At 73.8% G+C, this 20440-nt stretch carries 15 protein-coding genes, 1 tRNA gene and 1 pseudogene; 13 read left to right on the top strand and 4 right to left on the bottom strand.

Annotated features, from left to right (window positions below):
• Positions 1–60: 60 nt before the first annotated feature.
• Positions 61–819, bottom strand: coding sequence for a TetR/AcrR family transcriptional regulator (locus SNE206_RS37585; RefSeq protein WP_407918080.1), 759 nt, complete (start codon positions 817–819; stop codon positions 61–63).
• Between the two features lie 128 nt (positions 820–947).
• Here SNE206_RS37585 and SNE206_RS37580 point away from each other — a divergent pair, with 128 nt between their 5' ends.
• From SNE206_RS37580 to SNE206_RS37565, 4 genes are all read left to right on the top strand, one after another.
• Positions 948–2669, top strand: coding sequence for a carboxyl transferase domain-containing protein (locus SNE206_RS37580; protein ID WP_407918079.1), 1722 nt, complete (start codon positions 948–950; stop codon positions 2667–2669).
• Positions 2670–2811: 142 nt separating this feature from the next.
• Positions 2812–5070: an acetyl/propionyl/methylcrotonyl-CoA carboxylase subunit alpha gene (locus SNE206_RS37575; protein WP_407918078.1), complete on the top strand. Its 2259-nt coding sequence runs from the start codon at positions 2812–2814 to the stop codon at positions 5068–5070.
• Positions 5067–6065: a hydroxymethylglutaryl-CoA lyase gene (locus SNE206_RS37570; RefSeq protein ID WP_407918077.1), complete on the top strand. Its 999-nt coding sequence runs from the start codon at positions 5067–5069 to the stop codon at positions 6063–6065. The genes SNE206_RS37575 and SNE206_RS37570 overlap by 4 nt, the downstream gene beginning before the upstream one ends.
• Before the next feature lie 200 nt (positions 6066–6265).
• Positions 6266–7456, top strand: coding sequence for an acyl-CoA dehydrogenase family protein (locus SNE206_RS37565; protein ID WP_407918076.1), 1191 nt, complete (start codon positions 6266–6268; stop codon positions 7454–7456).
• Positions 7457–7568: 112 nt separating this feature from the next.
• Here the strand turns inward: SNE206_RS37565 and SNE206_RS37560 are convergent, their stop codons facing one another.
• Positions 7569–8024: a universal stress protein gene (locus SNE206_RS37560; RefSeq protein ID WP_407918088.1), complete on the bottom strand. Its 456-nt coding sequence runs from the start codon at positions 8022–8024 to the stop codon at positions 7569–7571.
• A gap of 1036 nt (positions 8025–9060) precedes the next feature.
• On the opposite strand from SNE206_RS37560, the gene SNE206_RS37555 reads away from it, so the two are divergent.
• A complete protein-coding gene (locus SNE206_RS37555) occupies positions 9061–10023 on the top strand; it encodes an HAD family hydrolase (RefSeq protein WP_407918075.1) in 963 nt (320 codons plus the stop codon).
• Here SNE206_RS37555 and SNE206_RS37550 read toward each other — a convergent pair.
• Complete coding sequence (locus SNE206_RS37550; RefSeq protein WP_407918074.1) at positions 9990–10787, bottom strand: GNAT family N-acetyltransferase; 798 nt, start codon at positions 10785–10787, stop codon at positions 9990–9992. The genes SNE206_RS37555 and SNE206_RS37550 overlap by 34 nt on opposite strands.
• A 694-nt stretch (positions 10788–11481) precedes the next feature.
• On the opposite strand from SNE206_RS37550, the pseudogene SNE206_RS37545 reads away from it, so the two are divergent.
• From SNE206_RS37545 to SNE206_RS37530, 4 genes and pseudogenes are all read left to right on the top strand, one after another.
• Positions 11482–12544: pseudogene (locus tag SNE206_RS37545) on the top strand (helix-turn-helix domain-containing protein); the annotation flags it as partial.
• Between the two features lie 655 nt (positions 12545–13199).
• The gene (orn, locus tag SNE206_RS37540) at positions 13200–13802 is read left to right on the top strand and encodes an oligoribonuclease (protein ID WP_407918073.1); all 603 of its coding nucleotides are present in this window, start codon (positions 13200–13202) and stop codon (positions 13800–13802) included.
• A gap of 220 nt (positions 13803–14022) precedes the next feature.
• Positions 14023–14098, top strand: a tRNA-His gene (locus SNE206_RS37535).
• Positions 14099–14403: 305 nt separating this feature from the next.
• On the top strand, positions 14404–14853 hold the full coding sequence (locus tag SNE206_RS37530; RefSeq protein WP_407918072.1) for a DUF4442 domain-containing protein: 450 nt from the start codon (positions 14404–14406) through the stop codon (positions 14851–14853).
• Between the two features lie 294 nt (positions 14854–15147).
• Here SNE206_RS37530 and SNE206_RS37525 read toward each other — a convergent pair whose 3' ends face one another.
• Positions 15148–16218, bottom strand: coding sequence for a LacI family DNA-binding transcriptional regulator (locus SNE206_RS37525; protein ID WP_407918071.1), 1071 nt, complete (start codon positions 16216–16218; stop codon positions 15148–15150).
• 567 nt (positions 16219–16785) lie between these two features.
• On the opposite strand from SNE206_RS37525, the gene SNE206_RS37520 reads away from it, so the two are divergent.
• From SNE206_RS37520 to SNE206_RS37505, 4 genes are all read left to right on the top strand, one after another.
• The gene (locus SNE206_RS37520) at positions 16786–18114 is read left to right on the top strand and encodes an ABC transporter substrate-binding protein (RefSeq protein ID WP_407918070.1); all 1329 of its coding nucleotides are present in this window, start codon (positions 16786–16788) and stop codon (positions 18112–18114) included.
• A 125-nt stretch (positions 18115–18239) separates the two neighbouring features.
• Positions 18240–19247 (top strand): carbohydrate ABC transporter permease, encoded by a 1008-nt coding sequence (locus SNE206_RS37515; protein WP_407918069.1) that lies wholly within the window; start codon positions 18240–18242, stop codon positions 19245–19247.
• A 3-nt stretch (positions 19248–19250) separates the two neighbouring features.
• The gene (locus SNE206_RS37510) at positions 19251–20129 is read left to right on the top strand and encodes a carbohydrate ABC transporter permease (RefSeq protein WP_407918068.1); all 879 of its coding nucleotides are present in this window, start codon (positions 19251–19253) and stop codon (positions 20127–20129) included.
• 43 nt (positions 20130–20172) lie between these two features.
• A partial coding sequence (locus tag SNE206_RS37505) for a family 1 glycosylhydrolase (RefSeq protein ID WP_407918067.1) occupies positions 20173–20440 on the top strand: 268 nt, incomplete at its 3' end.

The raw sequence follows: 20440 nt of genomic DNA, 5'->3' as shown, positions 1-20440 counted from the left end.
CGCGCCACCGCATCACCGCGATGCGGACCCCGGCCCTCCCGGTACCGCTCCCTCGGAGCCTCAGCCCTCGGCCGCCGCAGCGGTCGGGGCCTCCGGGCCGTCCTCCGCCGCGCCCCGCCCGTCGGGGCCCGCCTGACCCGCCCGGCCCGTCGGCCCGGTCGGCCCGGTCGGCGCCGCCGTGGCCACGGAAGCCGCCGCCGCGGCGAAGGCGCCCTGGGCGAGGCTGTGCAGCAGCACGGCCATCGCGTCGCGCGGCAGCCCGGAACGGTCGGCCTGCGCCGAGTGCGGCGCAGCGCTGTGCGGGGTGGAGTTGAGCAGCCCGAAGACCGCGTGGACGGCGGCGCGGGCGAGCGGCTCGGCACCGGGGTCGGCCAGCGGCGGGAAGGCCTCGCGGACGACGCCCACCCAGAGCTCGACGTAGCCGCGCTGCAGGCGCCGGACGCGCCGGCGGTCCTCCTCCTTCAGATGGAGCAGTTCGCGGTCGTGCAGGATGATCAGGTCGCGGTCGTCGAGCGCGAAGTCGACGTGGCCGCCGATCAGGGCGTCGAGCGCGCCGGACGGCCCGGACGTGCCGCCCGCCTCGCCGGCCCGGCGCCTCCCCTCCTCCAGCAGGCGCTCGCTGATGCCGACCAGCAGGTCGGCGAGCATCGCGTCCTTGCCGGAGAAGTGCCGGTAGAGCCCGGGCCCGCTGATGCCGACCGCCTTGCCGATCTCGTCGACACCGACGCCGAGGAAACCGCGTGCGGCGAAGAGCCGCGCGGCCTCCTTGCGGATCTGGTCGCGGCGTGGGAGCGCGGAGACTGCTGGCACGTTCGGCATGCTGCCCATCGTAGACAGCCGGGTTATCCACGGTTAACCTGGCCGCAGGAGTTAACGCTCATTAACATGGGTTGTGGACCCACCCGTCCGCATGCCCGCTCGGCGCCGAGGGCAAGGGAGCTCTCCGGATGGTCCTCACATCCACTGGATCCGTCGCCGGACCGGCAGGCGGCCCGCACCCGGGGCCGTCCGCCGGCCACGGCCCGCGCACCACCGGGCCCGGCCCGGCCGCAGCACCGGCCCCCCGGCTGGAGTCCGCCGCCGACCCCGCGTCCGCCGCCTACCTTGCGAACGAGGCCGCCCACCGGGCACTCGTCGCCGAGCTGCGCGCGAAGCTCGCCACCGCCGCCCAGGGCGGCGGGGCCAAGGCCAGGGCCCGGCACACCGCCCGCGGCAAACTGCTCCCGCGCGACCGCGTGGACACCCTGCTCGACCCCGGCTCGCCGTTCCTGGAGCTCGCGCCGCTCGCCGCCGACGGCCTCTACGACGGGGCCGCCCCCGCCGCGGGCGTGATCGCCGGCATCGGCCGGGTCGCGGGCCGCGAGGTCGTCGTCGTCGCCAACGACGCCACCGTCAAGGGCGGCACGTACTACCCGATGACGGTCAAGAAGCACCTGCGGGCGCAGGAGGTGGCCCTGGAGAACCGGCTGCCCTGCATCTACCTCGTCGACTCCGGCGGCGCCTTCCTGCCCATGCAGGACGAGGTCTTCCCGGACCGCGACCACTTCGGCCGCATCTTCTACAACCAGGCCCGGCTCTCCGGCGCGGGCATCCCGCAGATCGCCGCCGTGCTCGGCTCCTGCACCGCCGGCGGCGCGTACGTGCCCGCCATGAGCGACCAGGCGGTGATCGTGCGCAACCAGGGCACGATCTTCCTCGGCGGCCCGCCGCTGGTGAAGGCCGCCACCGGCGAGGTCGTGACCGCCGAGGAGCTCGGCGGCGGCGACCTGCACTCCCGCACCTCGGGCGTCACCGACCACCTCGCCGAGGACGACGCCCACGCCCTGTCGATCGTCCGGACCATCGTCGCCGGGCTCGGCCCGCGGGCCGCCGCACCCTGGACGCCCGCACCCGTCGAGGCACCCGCCGTCGACCCGGCCGGCCTCTACGGCGCGGTGCCGGTCGACCCGCGCACCCCGTACGACGTGCGTGAGGTGATCGCCCGGATCGTCGACGGCAGCCGGTTCGCCGAGTTCAAGGCCGAGTACGGCGCCACGCTCGTCACCGGCTTCGCCCGGATCCACGGCCACCCGGTCGGCATCGTCGCCAACAACGGCGTGCTCTTCGCCGAGTCCGCGCTCAAGGGCGCGCACTTCGTCGAGCTGTGCGACCAGCGCGGCATCCCCCTCCTCTTCCTGCAGAACATCACCGGCTTCATGGTCGGCCGCCAGTACGAGGCGGGCGGCATCGCCAAGCACGGCGCCAAGATGGTCACCGCGGTGGCCTGCACCCGCGTCCCGAAGCTGACCGTCGTCATCGGCGGCTCCTACGGCGCGGGCAACTACTCGATGTGCGGCCGCGCCTACTCCCCCCGCTTCCTGTGGATGTGGCCGGGCGCCAAGATCTCCGTCATGGGCGGCGAGCAGGCCGCGTCCGTGCTCGCCACCGTGCGGCGCGACCAGTACGAGGCGCAGGGCGAGGAGTGGCCCGCCGAGGCCGAGGACGCCTTCAAGAAGCCCGTCCGCGAGCAGTACGAACGCCAGGGCAGCGCCTACTACGCCACCGCCCGCCTCTGGGACGACGGCGTGATCGACCCGCTCGACACCCGCACCGCGCTCGGCCTGGCCCTCACCGCCTGCGCCAACGCCCCCCTCGCCGAGCCCCGGCCGTACGGCGTCTTCCGGATGTGAGAGCGACGGGCCCACCGCCCTCCGCCCGCCCCGTACGGCTCGTACGGCCCGTACGGCCCCGGCCCCTCGCCGGGCACCGCAGACCCGCCGCCGGACGCGCCCGGCACCACCACCTCCCCCTCGATCCGGAGGAACGCCTCCCATGTTCGACACCGTTCTGGTCGCCAACCGGGGTGAGATCGCCCTGCGGGTGATCCGCACCCTGCGGCGGCTCGGCATCCGGTCCGTCGCCGTCCACAGCGACGCCGACGCGGACGCACCGCACGTCCGCGCCGCCGACCTGGCCGTCCGCCTGGGCCCGGACGGGGCCGACGACAGCTCGGCCGCCGCCACCTACCTGCGCGCCGACCTGCTGCTCGACGCCGCCCGCCGCACCGGTGCGCAGGCCGTGCATCCCGGCTACGGCTTCCTCGCCGAGAACCCGGCGTTCGCCCGGGCGTGCGCCGAGGCGGGAGTCGTCTTCATCGGTCCGCCGCCGGCCGCGGTGGAGCTGATGGGCGACAAGATCAACGCCAAGGAGGCCGTCCGCGCCGCCGGGGTGCCGGTGGTGCCCGGCAGCAGGGGCGGCTCCCCGACCGACGCCGAGCTCGTAGAAGCCGCCGTCGAGATCGGCTACCCGGTGCTGCTCAAGCCGTCCGCCGGCGGCGGCGGCAAGGGCATGCGCCTCGTGCGGGATCCCGCGGACCTCCCGACCGAGATCGCCGCGGCCCGCCGGGTGGCCCGCACCGCGTTCGGCGACGACACCCTGCTGCTGGAGCGCTGGGTCGACCGTCCGCGCCACATCGAGGTGCAGGTGCTCGCGGACGCCCACGGCGCCACGGTGCACCTCGGCGAACGCGAGTGCAGCCTGCAGCGCCGCCACCAGAAGCTGATCGAGGAAGCTCCCTCCGTCCTGCTCGACGAGGCGACCCGGGCCGCCATGGGCGCAGCCGCCGTACGCGCCGCCGAGGCGTGCGGCTACACCGGGGCCGGCACGGTGGAGTTCATCGTGCCCGGTCTGGCGCCCGGTGCGGCCGCGCCCGAAGGCGTCCTGGACTTCTTCTTCATGGAGATGAACACCCGGCTCCAGGTGGAGCACCCCGTCACCGAACTGGCCGTCGCCGTCGGCGCGGGCACACCCGCCGCGCACCGGCTCGACCTCGTCGAGTGGCAGCTGCGCGCCGCGGCCGGCGAACCGCTGGCCTTCACCCAGGCGGACATCTCCTTCCAGGGCCACGCCGTCGAGGCCCGGATCTGCGCCGAGGACCCGGACCGCGACTTCCTGCCCACCGGCGGCCGCATCCTCCTCCTCGACGAGCCCGTGGGCGAGGGCATCCGGGTCGACTCGGGCGTCGCCACCGGCTCCGACATCGGCAGCCTCTACGACCCGATGCTGGCGAAGGTGATCGCGTACGGGCCCGACCGCCCGACCGCGCTGCGGCGCCTGCGGGCCGCACTCGCCGACACCCGCATCCTCGGCGTCACCACCAACACCGGCTTCCTGCGGCGCCTGCTCGCACACCCCGAGGTCGCCGCGGGCCGGCTCGACACCGGGCTGGTCGAACGGGTCGCTCAGGAGACCCCCGTCCTGCTGAGCTCGCCGTACACCCGCACCGGTGCCGCCGGGTCCGGGCCGGACACGGCCGCCTCCCCGGACCTGCTGCTCGTCGCCGCCGCGCTCGCACGGCAGCTCGACCTCGCCCCCGCCGGCACACCCGGCGGCTGGACCGACCCCTACTCCCTCCCCTCCGGATGGCGGCTGGGCGGCGAGGCCGCCTGGACGGCCCACCGCCTCCGTCCGGCCGGCGGCGAGCCCGTCACCGTGCTCGTCCGACCGGTCGCACCCGGAACCGTGACCGACCCCGCCGACAGCCCGTCAGGAACCACCCCCGACCTGCAGGTGCGGATCGGCGACGGCCCGGTGCACCGGGCCGTCGCCGACCGCGACGGCGACCGCCTGCACGTCTCCGTCGACGGCCTGCGCACGACGTTCGTCCACACCGCCGACCACCGGGCGACCGGCCGCGTCGACTGGCTCGCCGCGGACGGGGACGCCTGGCCCGTCCACACGCACGACCCCGTCGCGGAGCGCACCGCCGCGGGCGGCGCCCACCACGGCGCCCTGACCGCGCCGATGCCGGGCACCGTGACGGTGGTCAAGGCCGCGTCCGGCGAACGAGTGGCCCGGGGTCAGGCCCTGCTGGTCCTGGAGGCCATGAAGATGGAGCACGTCATCGCGGCACCGCACGACGGCACCGTCACCGAGCTGCGCGCACGCGCCGGCTCGACCGTCGCCATGGACGAGGTGCTCGCCGTGGTGACCGCCGACGACGACACCCCCGCGGACGGCGCCGGTACGGGCCCCGGCGCAGCGGCCCCTGCAACGGCGACGGCGACCGCCCCGGCGGAGGTGGCCTCGTGAGCGGCGACCCGCGCACCACCGGCACGGCCGAGCCGGGCGTGCTCGCCCTCGGGCTGCCCGATCCCGTGCCGGACCCGTCGCTGCCGACGCGGGTGCGGATCCACGAGGTCGGGCCGCGGGACGGCCTGCAGAACGAGAGCGCCCTCGTGCCCGTCGAGGTCAAGGCGGAGTTCGTCGCGCGGCTCGCCGGGGCCGGGCTGCGCACCGTGGAGGCGACCAGCTTCGTCCACCCGAAGTGGGTGCCCCAGCTGGCCGACGCCGAGGACCTGATGCCCCGCCTGGCCGGACTCCCCGGGCGCCACCCCGGGCTGCGGCTCCCCGTGCTCGTCCCGAACGAGCGCGGTCTCGACCGTGCGCTCGCGCACCGCGCCACGGACGTGGCGGTGTTCGCCAGCGCCACCGAGACGTTCGCCCGCCGCAACCTCAACCGCTCCGCGGACGAGGCGATGGCGATGTTCGACCCCGTCGTGGCGCGCGCGACGGCGGCCGGCGTGCCGGTGCGCGGCTACCTGTCGATGTGCTTCGGCGACCCGTGGGAGGGGCCCGTCCCGGCCGCGCAGGTGATCGGCTTCGGGGTGCGGCTGCTGGAGATGGGCTGCGCCGAGCTGAGCCTCGGCGACACCATCGGCACGGCCACGCCCGGCCAGGTCACCGCGCTGCTCGCGGGGTTCGCCCGGGCCGGCGTGCCGATGGCACGGCTGGCGGTGCACTTCCACGACACGTACGGCCAGGCGCTGGCCAACACGCTCGCCGCGCTGCGGTCGGGCGTGACCGTCGTGGACGCCTCGGCGGGCGGCCTCGGCGGTTGCCCGTACGCGAAGAGCGCGACCGGCAACCTCGCCACCGAGGACCTCGTCTGGATGCTCCACGGCCTCGGCATCGAGACCGGCGTCGACCTGGCCGCACTCGCCGCGACCAGCGGCTGGATGGCCGGGCAGCTCGGCCGGCCGAGCCCGTCACGGACCCTCCGGGCCCTGCTGGGCGGCTCCGCCTGACACCGGGCCGGGAGCACCCCCGGCCACCGGCCCCCTCACCCCGTCCCGCCGTAGACCCCGCCGCACGGCCCGCACGGCCCGCCGTACACCCGCGACCCGCGCACACGGCCCGCACGGCCCGCACCAGGCACCAGGCACCAGGCACCACCGGCACACCCCGCCGCACGTCCGGCACACCCGCCGCTATCCAGGAGGACCCCATGCTCGACCACCGGCTGAGCACCGAGCACGAAGAACTGCGCCGCACCGTCGCGGAGTTCGCGAACGACCTGGTCGCGCCGAAGATCGGCGAGTTCTACGAGCAGGGCGAGTTCCCGTACGAGATCGTCCGCGAGATGGGGCGCATGGGGCTCTTCGGGCTGCCGTTCCCCGAGGAGTACGGCGGCATGGGCGGCGACTACTTCGCCCTGTGCATCGCCCTGGAGGAGCTGGCCCGGGTCGACTCCTCCGTGGCGATCACCCTGGAGGCGGCGGTGTCGCTCGGCGCGATGCCGGTGTACCTCTTCGGCACCGACGAGCAGAAGCGCACCTGGCTGCCGCGGCTGACCTCCGGCGAGATGCTGGGCGCGTTCGGCCTGACCGAGCCGGAGGGCGGCACCGACGCAGGTGCGACCCGCACCACGGCACGCTACGACGGCGCCACCGACGAGTGGGTGATCAACGGCACCAAGTGCTTCATCACCAACTCCGGCACCGACATCACGGGGCTGGTCACCGTGACCGCCCTGACGGAGCCCACGGCCGGATCGGGCACGGGCGGCGGGACGCTCGCGCCGACCCGGGAGATCTCCTCGATCATCGTGCCGGCCGGCACGCCCGGCTTCCAGGTCTCGAAGAAATACTCCAAGGTCGGATGGAACGCTTCCGACACTCGCGAACTCTCTTTTACCGACTGCCGGGTGCCGGCGGCCAACCTGCTCGGTACCCGCGGCCGCGGGTACGCCCAGTTCCTGCGCATCCTCGACGAGGGGCGCATCGCCATCGCAGCCCTGGCCACCGGCCTGGCCCAGGGATGCGTCGACCAGTCCGTCACCTACGCCGGTACGCGGCGCGCCTTCGGGCGGCCCATCGGCGCCAACCAGGTCATCCAGTTCAAGCTCGCCGACATGGAGATGCGCGCCCACACCTCCCGCCTGGCCTGGCGGGACGCCGCCTCCCGGCTGCTGCACGCCGAGCCGTTCAAGAAGGAGGCTGCGATCGCCAAGCTGTACGCGTCGGAGGCCGCCGTGGACAACGCACGCGAGGCCACCCAGATCCACGGGGGGTACGGCTTCATGAACGAGTTCCCGGTCGCCCGGTTCTGGCGCGACTGCAAGATCCTCGAAATCGGTGAAGGCACCTCGGAGGTCCAGCGGATGCTCATCGCGCGAGAGCTCGGCGTGAACCCCTGAGGCGCTTCCGGAAGCGGTACGGCGCCTCGGGCGGGCGCGGGCAGGGTGGTGGCCCGGGTGGCGCGGGCAGGGTTGGTGCGGGCCGACGCACCACACCCTGCCCGGGCGACCGTCAGGGAATGACGATGACGGGCCGGTTGGCACGGCGGGCGAGCCGACCGGACACCGAGCCGAAGATCCTGCCGAGCAGGCCGTGGGTGCTGCCGACCACGATCGCGTCGGCGGCGTACTCCCTGCCGACCTCCTCGATCTCGTGGCAGATGTCGCCGCCACGCTCGACCAGGACCCACGGCACACCGGCCAGGTAGTCCGCACAGGCCAGTTCGAGGCCGAGGATCTCCGTCCGGTGATCCGGCATGTCGACGAAGACAGGAGGTTCGCAGCCGGCCCACACCGTGGCGGGCAGCCGGTTCGCCACGTGCACGATCACCAGCCCGCAGCGGGACCGCCGCGCCATGCCGACCGCGTACGCCAGTGCGCGCTCACTGGACAGCGACCCGTCGAAACCCACGACGACCCCGTGCTGGAAGACCGGGTCGCACGCCCGCGACACCTGTTCCTTCAGCATCGGCTCGCCGTCACCATCGGTGCGGCCGGTGGCCGCCCCCTGCCCGTCGGTCAACGCCTCGCCCCCGCCACCTGAACCGTCGTCCCGCCGCATCGCCGGACGCTGCGGCCCGACCGGCGTACCGCCGCCCGGCGCGACCGCCCCGGGCGCAGCTCCACCTCGTACGTCATCCCCGCTCCCTGTGCGGTGCCGGCCCGACCGGGGCCACACACGGCGGGCTGCGTCGCGGGCAGCCTGCAGTGCGACACGGCGCGCACGCCAACGCCCTCCGGCGGACTCGCCGACCGACAGCGACCCGCCACCACCGGCATCCGCACCGGCGGGCAGGGGCGGCTCAAAACCAGCCATCGCTCACAGCTCTTCGCAGCAGACGGGCCGACAGGACACGACAGGGCTGCCCGGACAGCAGACCCACCCGCGGCACCGAAACGCTCTCCGCCGAGCACCACCGAACGCGACCTGTCCCTCTCAGAGTACGACGGGCAGGAAACCCGGCCCAGCCATCGAAACCCGATCCGTCGAGGTTCCCGCGGACGGACCGCGCGCACCTCCACGTGCAAGCCCCCTCGCGAACGGCGCCGAGGACAGCCGGGCACAGAGGTTCCCAGGAGCTTGACCGACAACCCGCCGTCGGCGCAACAGCCCGTAGACACAACGTGACCCGACCGTCATCGGCGGATGTACGCGCCGTGACCGGCGCCCGGCACGATGGGAACCGAGTGCGACGACGCCGCGGGCACCGCATCGCAGCCGCACCACGGGCACGGCACGAGCACGGCACGGGCACGACGCGGCCCCGGCGCGAACCCGGCAGCTCACGTCGCCGCCGTGAGCTGCCACGATCTGCTCCACGGCCTGCTCCACGACCTGCTCCACGGCCCGGCAGCGGGGCCGACGGCCGGGCAGCACGCCCTCCCGGACGTAGCGGCGAGCGACCGGGCGGTGACCGTCCGGATTCGGCCATTTCGGTCGCCCACCGGTCGGCGATTGGCATTTGCCAGGTGCATAGGCGCCCGCCCCTGGCAGCATGCACGGCATGCCGCTGCTCCTGTTCGACCTCGACAACACCCTGCTGCCCAGGGACGCCGCCTTCCGGGCCTGGGCCCAGGACTTCCTGGACGAACACCGGCTGCCCGCCGACGACATCGACTGGTTCACCACGATCGACGGCAGCGGCTACGTGCCGCGCAGCACCGTACTGGGCGCCGCGAAGCGCCGCTACGGACTCGACCACTCCCTCGAACTCCTCCTCGCCCACTACCGGCGCGGCATCAACGCCCACATCCACTGCCCCGCGGACCACGTCGCGGCGCTCCGGACGGCACGCGCCTCCGGCTGGACGCTCGGCATCGTCAGCAACGGCGGCACCAAGGCCCAGCTGGAGAAGATCCGCCGGACCGGCCTCGGCCCGCTCGTCGACGGGTGGGTGATCTCCGAGGAGGCCAAGTGCGTGAAGCCCGACCCCCTCATCTTCGAGATCGCCGCCCGGCGCTGCGGCATCACACCGGGCCCGGGCTGGGAATCGGGCACCTGGATGGTCGGCGACCACGCCCCGGCCGACATCGCCGGTGCCGAGGTGACCGGGCTGCGCAGCGTGTGGCTGCACCAGGGCCGCCCCTGGGCGGAGCGCGGCTACCGGCCGACCCTCAGCGCCGCCGGGCTGCCGGAGGCGGTCGGCCTGGTGCTCAGTGCGCGCAACGCGCCCACGGTCGGCACCGCCAACCGGGCCGCGGTGCGCCGGGCCGTGACCCAGCAGGCGGCGGCCCGCCGCGCCGCCGGTCGGACGACGGACACCCAGCCGCCCACGACGCTCTTCCGGTCGGCCCCGGGCCTCGGCACGGCTGCGCCCACCGGTACCGGCGCCGCTGCCGCTACCAGTACCAGCGCCGGTCCCGGCGCCACGGCGGCGGCAGTGTCAGCGCCGGCCGCAGCTCCGGCTTCGGGGTTCCGGGCCGGGAGTCCGCGCTACACGGTCATCGCCGAGGGCGTCGCCGGGTAGCGCCACCACCGGCTCACGCCCTGTTCGACGAAGCCGAGGCGGCGGTAGAGCGGCTCGCCCAGCAGCGTCGACACGAGGGTCGCCTCCCGGCCCGGGTGGGCCTCCAGCACGGCGGCGACCATCGCCCGCCCGACCCCTCGCGACCGGCACTCGGGCAGGGTCGCCAGGGAGTAGAGGCCGACGGCCTCCCCGTCGTCGTAGCTCAGGCAGGCACCGGCCGGCCGGCCGTCGATCCTCGCCGTCCAGGCGCGGAAGCCGGCGGTGCCCAGCAGGACCGGGGGCAGCATGTCTCCACGCTCCCCGGTCATCCGGGCGGGCATCGGGAAGCCGTCGACGACCGTCCGCTCGGCCTCGGCGAGGCCGTCCGGGGTGCGGGCCTCCGCCACGGTCACGCGTCCGGTACCGCCCGTACCGCGACCCGCCCCGGGGTCCGCCACGGCACCCGGCCGACGCGTCATCACCGCCTGTCCCAGTGCGGCCTCGCAGCCGTGCCGGGCGAGATCGAGCCCGCCGTACGGGTCCTCCAGGCAGAGTGCCGTCGTGCTCCATCCGTGCAGGACGGCGACCACCTCGGCCGTCGTCCGTTCCTGGTCCGCGTACGGCCGGGTGATCACCACCCGGTGGGTGTCGGCCGGCCCGCCGTCGCAGCGGACCGCCACGAACCCGGGTCGGCGCACGAACTCCCAGCCCCGGGAGCGGGCTTGGGCCAGCCAGAACGCGGCGGCGTTGTCGTTGGCCAGTTCGAGCCGGCTGCGCGTGTCCATGCGGTGACCCTAACCGTTCGTCAGCGCCCCTCCCGAGGGCGGCTTCCGCCCTGCGCAGGCAGGCTCACGACGGCGCGCGGAAGCGTTCCGTGCGCCCCGTTTCGTACCGTCCATTTTCAGCCAATCTCGCTACGCACCCGGATGGTTGGCCAAACTCGCAGTCCAGGGCCGCCGACAGGCTCGGCGGATCCGCAGGGCCTCAGGATCGGTCGTGCGACAACAAGCCAGCGTTGCGCCCGCCCCCTTCCCAGAGAGGTCGACGGGTGCCACGCTTCGTGATCGAATGCATCACGCCAAATTGCCATGTCGACATAGCGTCGGATGGTGAACTTGTCACAACAGCAACGGTCCACCCAGTAGATTCGATCTTGGCGGGCAGTGCCGCAGCACCACACCACACCACCGAGGGGGCTGGAGCGCCTTGAGCAGGGTGAGCAGGAGCGACACGGGTCCTGACGGCGGCCAGCCGCCGACCGGCCTCCCGGGCCGTCCCGCCAGAGCTGACGGGCCGACAGCCCGTACGCCCGCACCCGCGCGCGCGGCACTCCTGACATCGGATCACCTCGGCGCCCCCCTCCACCCCGCACTCGCAGGCCAGGCCCAGGCGGGCCCGCCGCCGTCGGGCGGGGCGGAGCACGGCGTGTCCGGGGCCCCGTCGCCCTCCTCGGCCCCCTCCGGCCACCTCCCCCAGGCCGTGGCCGGAGGCGGCCCCGCCGTCCCGGCGCACGTCGCCGCGGCGCAGCGCAAGCTGTCCGGCCGGCGCCGACGCGAGACGGTCGCCGTCCTGATCTTCGGCGGCGCCCCGATCTTCGAGAGCTCGATCCCGCTGTCGGTCTTCGGCGTCGACCGGCAGGACGCCGGGGTGCCCCGCTACCGCCTGCTCGTGTGCGCCGGCGAGGAGGGCCCGCTCGCCACGACGGGCGGTCTCACCCTGACCGCTCCCTACGGGCTGGAGGCGCTGTCCCGCGCGGGCACGATCGTCGTGCCCGCCTGGCGGTCGATCTCCCAGCCGCCGCCGGTCGAGGCGATCGCCGCGCTGCGCAAGGCGCACCACGAGGGTGCGCGGATCATCGGGCTCTGCACCGGTGCGTTCGTGCTCGCCGCGGCGGGGCTCCTCGACGGCCGCCCGGCGACGACCCACTGGATGTACGCCCCGACCCTGGCCAAGCGCTACCCGCGCGTGCACGTCGACCCGCGCGAACTGTTCGTGGACGACGGTGACGTGCTGACCTCCGCCGGCACGGCCGCGGGCATCGACCTGTGCCTGCACGTGGTGCGCACCGACCACGGCACCGAGGCCGCCAACGCGCTCGCGCGGCGGTTGGTCGTGCCCAACCGGCGCGCCGGCGGACAGGCCCAGTACATCGACCAGTCTTTACCGGAGGAGATCGGCAACGACCCCCTCGCCGAGGTCGTCACCTGGGCCCTGGAGAACCTCAACCAGCAGTTCGACGTCGAAGTGCTCGCCGCCCGCGCCTACATGAGCCGCCGCACCTTCGACCGCAGGTTCCGGACCCTGACCGGCAGCGCGCCGCTGCAGTGGCTCATCACGCAGCGCGTGCTGCAGGCGCAGCGGCTGCTGGAGACCTCCGACCTCTCCGTCGACGACGTCGCACGGCGCTGCGGCTTCCGCTCGCCGGTCGCGCTGCGCGGGCACTTCCGCCGCCAGCTCGGGGTCTCCCCCGCGGCGTACCGGACGAGTTACCGCGCACGGCGTCCCGCAGCTGCGGCGGTGCCGTCGCAGGGCGGTCCGGCCGACCGGTTCACCGGCGCGCTGTCGGCGCACACCCCGGGCACCCAGCCGGGGTCCGGGCATCCGGGCGGCCACCCCGGCCAGACCTCCGCCGGGCAGACCTCCGCGGGGCACGGCGGCCACGGCGGGCACCCGGGTCAGCACGGGCACGGGCCGGGCGCCGGCCACGGCTCGCCGGGAGCGGCCCAGCCGTCCGGCCAGGGTTCCGGTGCGGTGCAGGGCGGTGCCGGACGCCGGCGGCCCGGTGCCGTCGTGCCGCCGCAGCCGGGTCCGGTGACCGGCCGTCGGCCGCGCCCGCCGGTGGCGGAGCGGCCGGCCGACGCTGCGCCCGCACGCCGGGCCGAGCGGTCGGCGGACCGCCGGGCGGACGGGCGGGCCGACCGGCCCGTGGAGCACGCCGTCGCCGACGAGGACGGGCACGACCAGCCGAGCGCCCGCGACCAGGGGCAGGGGCACCGGGCCGAGCACCTCGCGCCGTCCGAGGCGGGTGGCGGCCGCGCCGCCGCGCGCGAGCCGGACCGCGAGGCCGCCGCAGGCCCGTCCGGGCGTCCCGACGGGCCGTCCGGCCCCGCGGCGGGCAGGTCCGGCGCGGCGGTGCCGCCCGGATCGGCGGCCCGGCCGCTGTCCGCGTCGCGCGATCGCGCCGTAGGGTGAGTGGCGTGAATGACCGTCTGGTGTGGATCGACTGTGAGATGACCGGCCTCGACCTCGGGAGGGATGCCCTGATCGAGGTCGCGGCGCTGGTCACGGACTCCGAGCTGAACATCCTCGGCGAGGGTGTGGACGTGGTGATCCGCCCGCCCGCGGAGTCCCTGGAGGGGATGCCGGACGTGGTGCGCACGATGCACACCGCCTCCGGCCTGCTCGACGAGCTGGCGGCCGGCGTGACCCTGGCCGAGGCCGAGGAGCTGGTGCTGGGTTACATCCGGGAGCACGCCCCGGAGGCGGGCAAGACCCCGCTCTGCGGCAACTCGGTGGCCACCGACCGGGGCTTCCTCTCCCGGGACATGCCGGCGCTCGAAGGGCACCTGCACTACCGGATCGTGGACGTCTCCTCGATCAAGGAGCTCGCCCGCCGCTGGTACCCGCGCGCCTACTACAACAGCCCGCAGAAGGGCGGGAACCACCGGGCACTGGCGGACATCCGCGAGAGCATCGCCGAACTCCGGTACTACCGCGAGGCCGTGTTCGTGCCGCAGCCGGGCCCGGACGGGGACACCGCACGGGAGATCGCCGCGCGGCACCAGCTGCCGAACGACTGACCGAACGGCGCGGGGGCGGCTGCCGCCCCGTGGCCCGCCGACCGGCGGGCCGCGCCGTCCCGCCCGCGGGCGCCCCGTCCCACGGCTCCCGCCCCCGCCCCTCGGGCACGGGCCCCCACCGGACCATCAGGGGGCCGCCCGACCTCGAAACCCTGGCGCGAGCACCCTCTCGGATCCTGTAGAGTTCTTCCTGTCGGAGCGGGAACGCCCCGGACAGATGGTGGGTGTAGCTCAGTTGGTAGAGCACCTGGTTGTGGTCCAGGTGGCCGCGGGTTCAAGTCCCGTCACTCACCCCAACAGGCCTGAGGCCCCGATCTCTTCAAGAGATCGGGGCCTCAGGCGTTTCCGTACGCGCCGCGCCGCGGCAGTACCGCGACGGCCACTCCGCGCCGCCCTCCCGTGAACTGTCGGACCGCCGACGCAGCACCGCCGACCGGATCGACGGGCCGGACAGAGCCGGGTCACCCGCCGACCCCCGCCCGCCCGCCGCAGCGGGGTGCGTTGCGGCCCGCGCCGGCCCCGGGGCCCTCCGGCGAGCGGCCGAACCGACCGCGCCGCCCCGGGCCTCCCCCTTGAAGCTACCTGTCAGTAACATGCTGCCATGACCACCACACCCTCGATCGGGCAGCTGCTCGACTCCACCGTCCCCATGGCCCGCACCCTCAAGCTGGAGTACCTGGAGACGAGCCCCGAGCGGGCCGTGCTGCGCCTCCCGGACCAGCCGGAGTTCCACAACCACGTGGCGGGCCCGCACGCCGGCGCGATGTTCACCCTCGGCGAGTCCGCGAGCGGCTGCATCGTGCTGGCCACCTTCGGCGAGCAGCTGTCGCGCGCGGTGCCGCTCGCGGTCAAGGCCGAGATCGGCTACAAGAAGCTGGCGATGGGCGCCGTGACGGCCACGGCCACGCTCGGGCGCCCCGCCGCGGAGATCGTCGCCGAGCTCGACAGGGGCGAGCGTCCCGAGTTCCCCGTCGCCGTGGAGATCACCCGGGCCGACGGCGCCGTCACCGGCGTGATGACGATCACCTGGACGCTCCGCCCCAACTCCTGACCCGTACGGGCCGATCCGGCCCACGTGTCCCCGGCGGGCCGAAGACGCACGCCGGGTGCGCGGGCCGGTGCACCAGGCCCGCGCACCCGGGGGAGGGCCCGGACCGGGCCCTGGGGGCGCCGTCCCGGCCGGGCCCGGGACCGGCTGCCCGGACACCCGCCCGGACACCCGCACGGCGGCCGCCCAGGGCCCCTGCGGACGGCCCCGGCGAACGGCCGCGCCCGGCACCCAGGCCTCCGACCCGGGCCCGACCCGGGCCCGGCCGCGGCCCCTCCCCCGTGCTCGCGCTCGCGCTCACGCCGAGTCGCGCACCACCAGCTCGGTCGCCAGAACCACCTGCCGGCGGGCCCGGCCCCGCTCGGAGATCTCGTCGAGCAGCAGCCGCGCCATCGTGCGGCCCATCTCCTCGATCGGCTGCCGCACGCTGGTCATCTGCGGGTCGGTGTGCCGGGCGACGATCGAGTCGTCGAAGCCGATCACGGCGACCTGGTCGGGCACCCGCCGGCCGGCGGCGCGCAGCACCTGCATGGCACCGGCGGCCATCAGGTCGGAGGCGCAGAACACGCCGTCCACGCCGGGCCGGCGCTCCAGCAGTTCGCGCATCGCCAGGCGGCCGCCCTCCTCGGTGAAGTCGGCGAGTCCGACGAGCCCCTCGTCGTACGTCCTCCCGGCCTCCTCCAGGGCCCGCCGGTAGCCGCCCAGGCGGGCCTGGGCGACCTCCATGTCGAGCGGGCCGGTGATGGTGGCCACCTGGCTGCAGCCGCGGCGCAGCAGGTGCCGTACGGCCATCCTGGCGCCGCCGGCGTTGTCGGCGTGCACGTAGCTGAGCGGTTCGAGGTCGCCGCGGCGGCCGGCGAGCACGGAGGGGATCTCCAGGCTCTCCAGGATGCTCGGCAGCGGGTCGTCCTGGTGCACGGAGACGAGGAGTACGCCGTCGACGCGCTGGGCGGTCAGATAGGCCGAAAGTCGCTCCCGCTCGCGCTGGTTGCGGACGAGGATCAGCAGCAGCTGCATGTCGGTCTCGGCGAGCTCGGCGGAGACGCCGCTGATGATGTCGGAGAAGTACGGCTCGGAGAAGAGCCGGGTCTCCGCCTCGGGCACGACCAGGGCGACGGAGTCCGTGCGCGAGGTCACCAGGGTGCGGGCGGCGCGGTTGGGCACGTAGCCGAGCTCGGCGATGGCGGCCTGCACGGCCTCGCGGGCCTTGTCACTGACCCGCGGGGAGCCGTTGATCACCCGGGACACCGTGCCGCGGCCGACGCCCGCCAGGGCGGCCACTTCCTCCAGCGTGGGGCGCGCGGAGATCCTACCGCCCGCCCCGGCGCCGCCCATCGGCCCTGCGGGGGGCTGTGCGGTCTGGCTCATCGCTCACCTCTTGGAATTCCTCATGGCGCCTTGCGGCCCGATTCCTGCTCATTGTGGCCGGTTCCGGCCGCCGGGGAAGCCGCCGGACGCTGCGCGTCCTGCGGTCCGGGCGTCGGTACGGGCCGTGGCCCCGACCGTACGCGGTGTCCGCGGAGGTCGACGCACGGTATCCCCAGGACACCGTTTCGCGACTCCCAGGACACGCTCCGGCAACGGATACGACGTCAACCCTTGACACCCGACCCCGCGACGAAGGAACCTTCCGGCATGCCCCCTGTGGGAGCGCTCCCACACTCTAGTGGCGAAATGCCCCTGGGAACAGCGCCTGAGCAGAGGGTCTGACGAGCACCGCTCAACAGCCCGAGGCCCGGCCTCCCACGCCCGGAGCGGCCGCTCGCCCGCACGGACCGCACCACCCGGAACCACCCCCGTACGGACGTAGCACCGCACCGGTAACACCCAGGAAATCCGAAACACCCCGGCAACACTCAGGCAGCAGTCACAGCACCACCTTCCACAGACCGCGCAGCACCACCCCGATGCCCCACCCGGAACAAGGAGAACGCAATGCGCAGCACTTCCCGTCCCCGCAGAGCAGCCGTCGTGGCCACCGCCGTCCTCGCCGCCTCCACCCTCATGCTGACTGCGTGCAGCAGCGACGGCGGCAGCAAGGGTTCGGACGGTGCCTCCTCGGCCGCGGGCGAGAAGATCACGCTGACCGTCGGTGACTTCGGCACCTTCGGCTACAACGAGGCCGGCCTGTACACCGAGTACATGGCCGCCCACCCGAACATCAAGATCGAGGCGAACACCACCCAGGACGGCCAGAAGTACTGGGACGCCCTGACCACGCACCTCGCCTCGGGCAGCGGCCTGGCCGACATCCAGGCGGTCGAGGTCGGCTACATCGCGCAGGCCACCGGCACGCTGGCCAGCAAGTTCACCGACCTGAGCAAGGTCGAGGGCGTCAACGCCGGCGCGTGGCTGCCCTGGAAGAGCAAGCAGGCCACCAGCGCCAAGGGCGAGCTCGTCGGCCTCGGCACCGACATCGGCCCGATGGCGATCTGCTACCGCAAGGACCTCTTCCAGCAGGCCGGTCTGCCGACCGACCGCACCGAGGTCGCGAAGCTGTGGGCGGGCGACTGGCAGAAGTTCGTCACCACCGGCCAGCAGTACCAGGCCAAGGCCCCGGCCGGCAGCTTCTTCACCGACTCCGCGAGCGGCCTGTTCAACGCCGTCCTCTCCGCGCAGACCCAGCAGTACTCGGACGACTCCGGCAAGCTGATCTACGACAAGAGCACCGGCGTCAAGACCGCCTGGGACACCGCCGTCTCCGCCTCCAAGGCCGGCATCAGCGCCAAGCTGCGCCAGTTCCAGGACCCGTGGAACGCCGCCTTCCAGAACGCCAAGTTCGCCACCGTGGTCTGCCCGTCCTGGATGACCGGCCTGATCAGCAAGTACTCCGGCGACGCGGGCAAGGGCAAGTGGGACATCGCGGCCCCGCCGGTCGCGTCCAACTGGGGCGGCGCGTTCCTGAGCGTCCCGAAGGCCGGCAAGCACCAGAAGGAGGCCGCCGCGCTCGCCGCGTGGCTGACCGCCCCGGAGCAGCAGGCGAAGGTCTTCACCAAGGTCGGCAACCTGCCCTCGACCACGGCCGGCCTGCAGCTGCCCGCCGTCCAGAGCGCCAAGCTCGACTACTTCGGTGACACCCCGACCGGCCAGATCTTCGCGGCCGCCGCGGCCGGCATCCAGCCGTCGGCGATCGGCGAGCAGGACGGCACCGTGAAGACGATCATCACCGACAACGGCATCCTCGACATCGAGGAGCACGGCACCGACCCGGCCAAGGCCTGGGAGACCGTCGTCAAGACCGTCAAGGACAAGGTCGAAGGCTGATCAGCCCGAGGGTACGACCCGGTGAGGACCTGACCCCCCACCGGTGACACCCCCGCCCGGCCGGGCTCTGCCCGGCCGGGCGGCACCGCACACAGACGACAGCCACTCCCGGGAAGGACAACCCAGTGGCCACCTCCATCCGAGCCGCGGCCGAGGACGGCTCGGCGCCGACCACGGCACCGCACCGCTCCGCCCCCTCCGCCCCGCCGCAGCGCCCGGCCTGGCGCTCCAAGCTCTACCGCCTGGACCTCAAGGCCTCGCCGTACGCGTACATCGCACCGTTCTTCATCTGTTTCGCCGCCTTCGGCCTGTTCCCGCTGATCTGGACGGGCTGGCTGTCGCTCCACCGCGTCGACCTGCTCACCCCGGATGTCACGGAGTGGCGCGGCATCGACAACTACACCCGTCTCTGGGAGACCGAGCAGTTCTGGACGGCGCTGCGGAACACCTTCACCATCGGGGTGATCTCGACCGTCCCGCAGCTGCTGATGGCCCTCGGCCTGGCGCACCTGCTCAACTACCGGATGCGGGGCCGCGGGTTCCTCCGCGTCGCGATCCTCGCGCCGTACGCGACCTCGATCGCCGCGGCCACGCTGGTCTTCGTCCAGCTCTTCAACCCCGACTACGGCATGATCAACTGGCTGCTGGGCATGGTCGGCATCGACCACACGCAGTGGTACGCCGACACCTGGCCCTCGCAGATCGCCGTGTCGACCATCGTGACCTGGCGGTGGACGGGCTACAACGCCCTGATCTACCTGGCCGCCATGCAGGCCGTGCCGAAGGACCTGTACGAGGCCGCGAGCCTCGACGGCGCCTCGCGCTGGCAGCAGTTCACGCGGATCACCATCCCGTCGATCAAGCCGACCATCCTGTTCACGATCATCGTGTCGACCATCGGCGCCACCCAGCTCTTCGGCGAGCCGATGCTGTTCGGCGGCGGCGTCGGCGTCAGCGGCGGTTCGGCGCACCAGTTCCAGACGCTCAGCCTGTACCTGTACGAGCTCGGCTGGCCGAGCCGTCAGCTGGGCCGCGCCTCGGCGGTCGCCTGGACGATGCTGCTGATCCTTCTGCTGATCGGGCTGATCCAGATGCTCGTCGCCCGTCGCAACCGCACCAAGCTGGGAGGCTGAACCATGGCCGTCATCTCCACCGCGCCGCTGCGCAGGCGGTTCCGGCCCGGCGCCGGCGACCAGGACAAGGCCGGCCCGGTCACGTACGTGATCCTCGGCATCGCCGCGCTGCTCTCGCTCTTCCCGCTGTACTGGACGTTCGTGGCGGCCAGCCACACCGGCGAGCGGGTGGCCCTGTCGCCGCCGCCGCTGCTGCCCGGCAACCAGCTCTGGACCAACATCTCCACCGCCTGGAGCCAGGCGGACATGGGCAAGGCGCTCCTCAACTCGACGATCGTGGCCGGCTGCGTCTCGCTCAGCACGGTGCTGTTCTCCACGCTCGCCGGCTTCGCCTTCGCGAAGCTGGAGTTCCGCGGACGGAACGCGCTGCTCACCCTCGTGGTCGCGACCATGACGATCCCGCCGCAGCTCAGCGTGATCCCGCTGTACCAGATCATCACCAAGCTCGAATGGGGCAACCAGCTCCAGTCGGTGATCCTGCCCTCGCTGGTGGCCGCGTTCGGCGTGTTCTTCATGCGCCAGTTCCTCAGCGAGGCTCTGCCGCTGGAGCTGATCGAGGCCGCCCGGGTGGACGGCGCGCACAGCCTGCGCATCATCTGGCACGTCGTGCTGCCGATCGCGCGTCCCGCCATGGCCGTGCTGGGCATGCTGGTGTTCGTGCAGTCCTGGAACGACTTCTTCTGGCCCTTCGTGGTGCTCACCCAGCAGAACCCGACCGTCCAGGTCGCGCTGTCCGGCATCGGCGGCGGCAGCGGCCACGACATCAACCAGGCAGTGATCATGACCGGCGCGCTGGTGGGCACCCTGCCGCTGCTGCTGATCTTCGCCGTCCTGGGCAAGCACATCGTCGGCGGTATCACGGCCGGCGCGGTGAAGAGCTGACCGTGACCATCTTTCCCACACCCACCTATGGGAGCGCTCCCGTATGACCGTCACCGATCCGCACACCACGGCCACCTCCTCGGCCGACCTCGCCGACCCGGCCCGGTCCGCCTTCCCGCCGGGATTCGCCTGGGGTGCGGCCACCGCCGCGTACCAGATCGAGGGCGCCTGGGCCGAGGACGGGCGCACCCCGTCGATCTGGGACACCTTCAGCCACACCCCGGGCAAGGTCGCGAACGGCGACACCGGCGACACCGCGGTCGACCACTACCACCGCTTCCGCGAGGACGTGCGGATGATGGCCGACCTCG

It is taken from the genome of Kitasatospora sp. NE20-6, from assembly GCF_045862635.1.
Note: the sequence above shows the minus strand (reverse complement) of the source record. Positions and strands in the feature narration are given on the sequence as shown.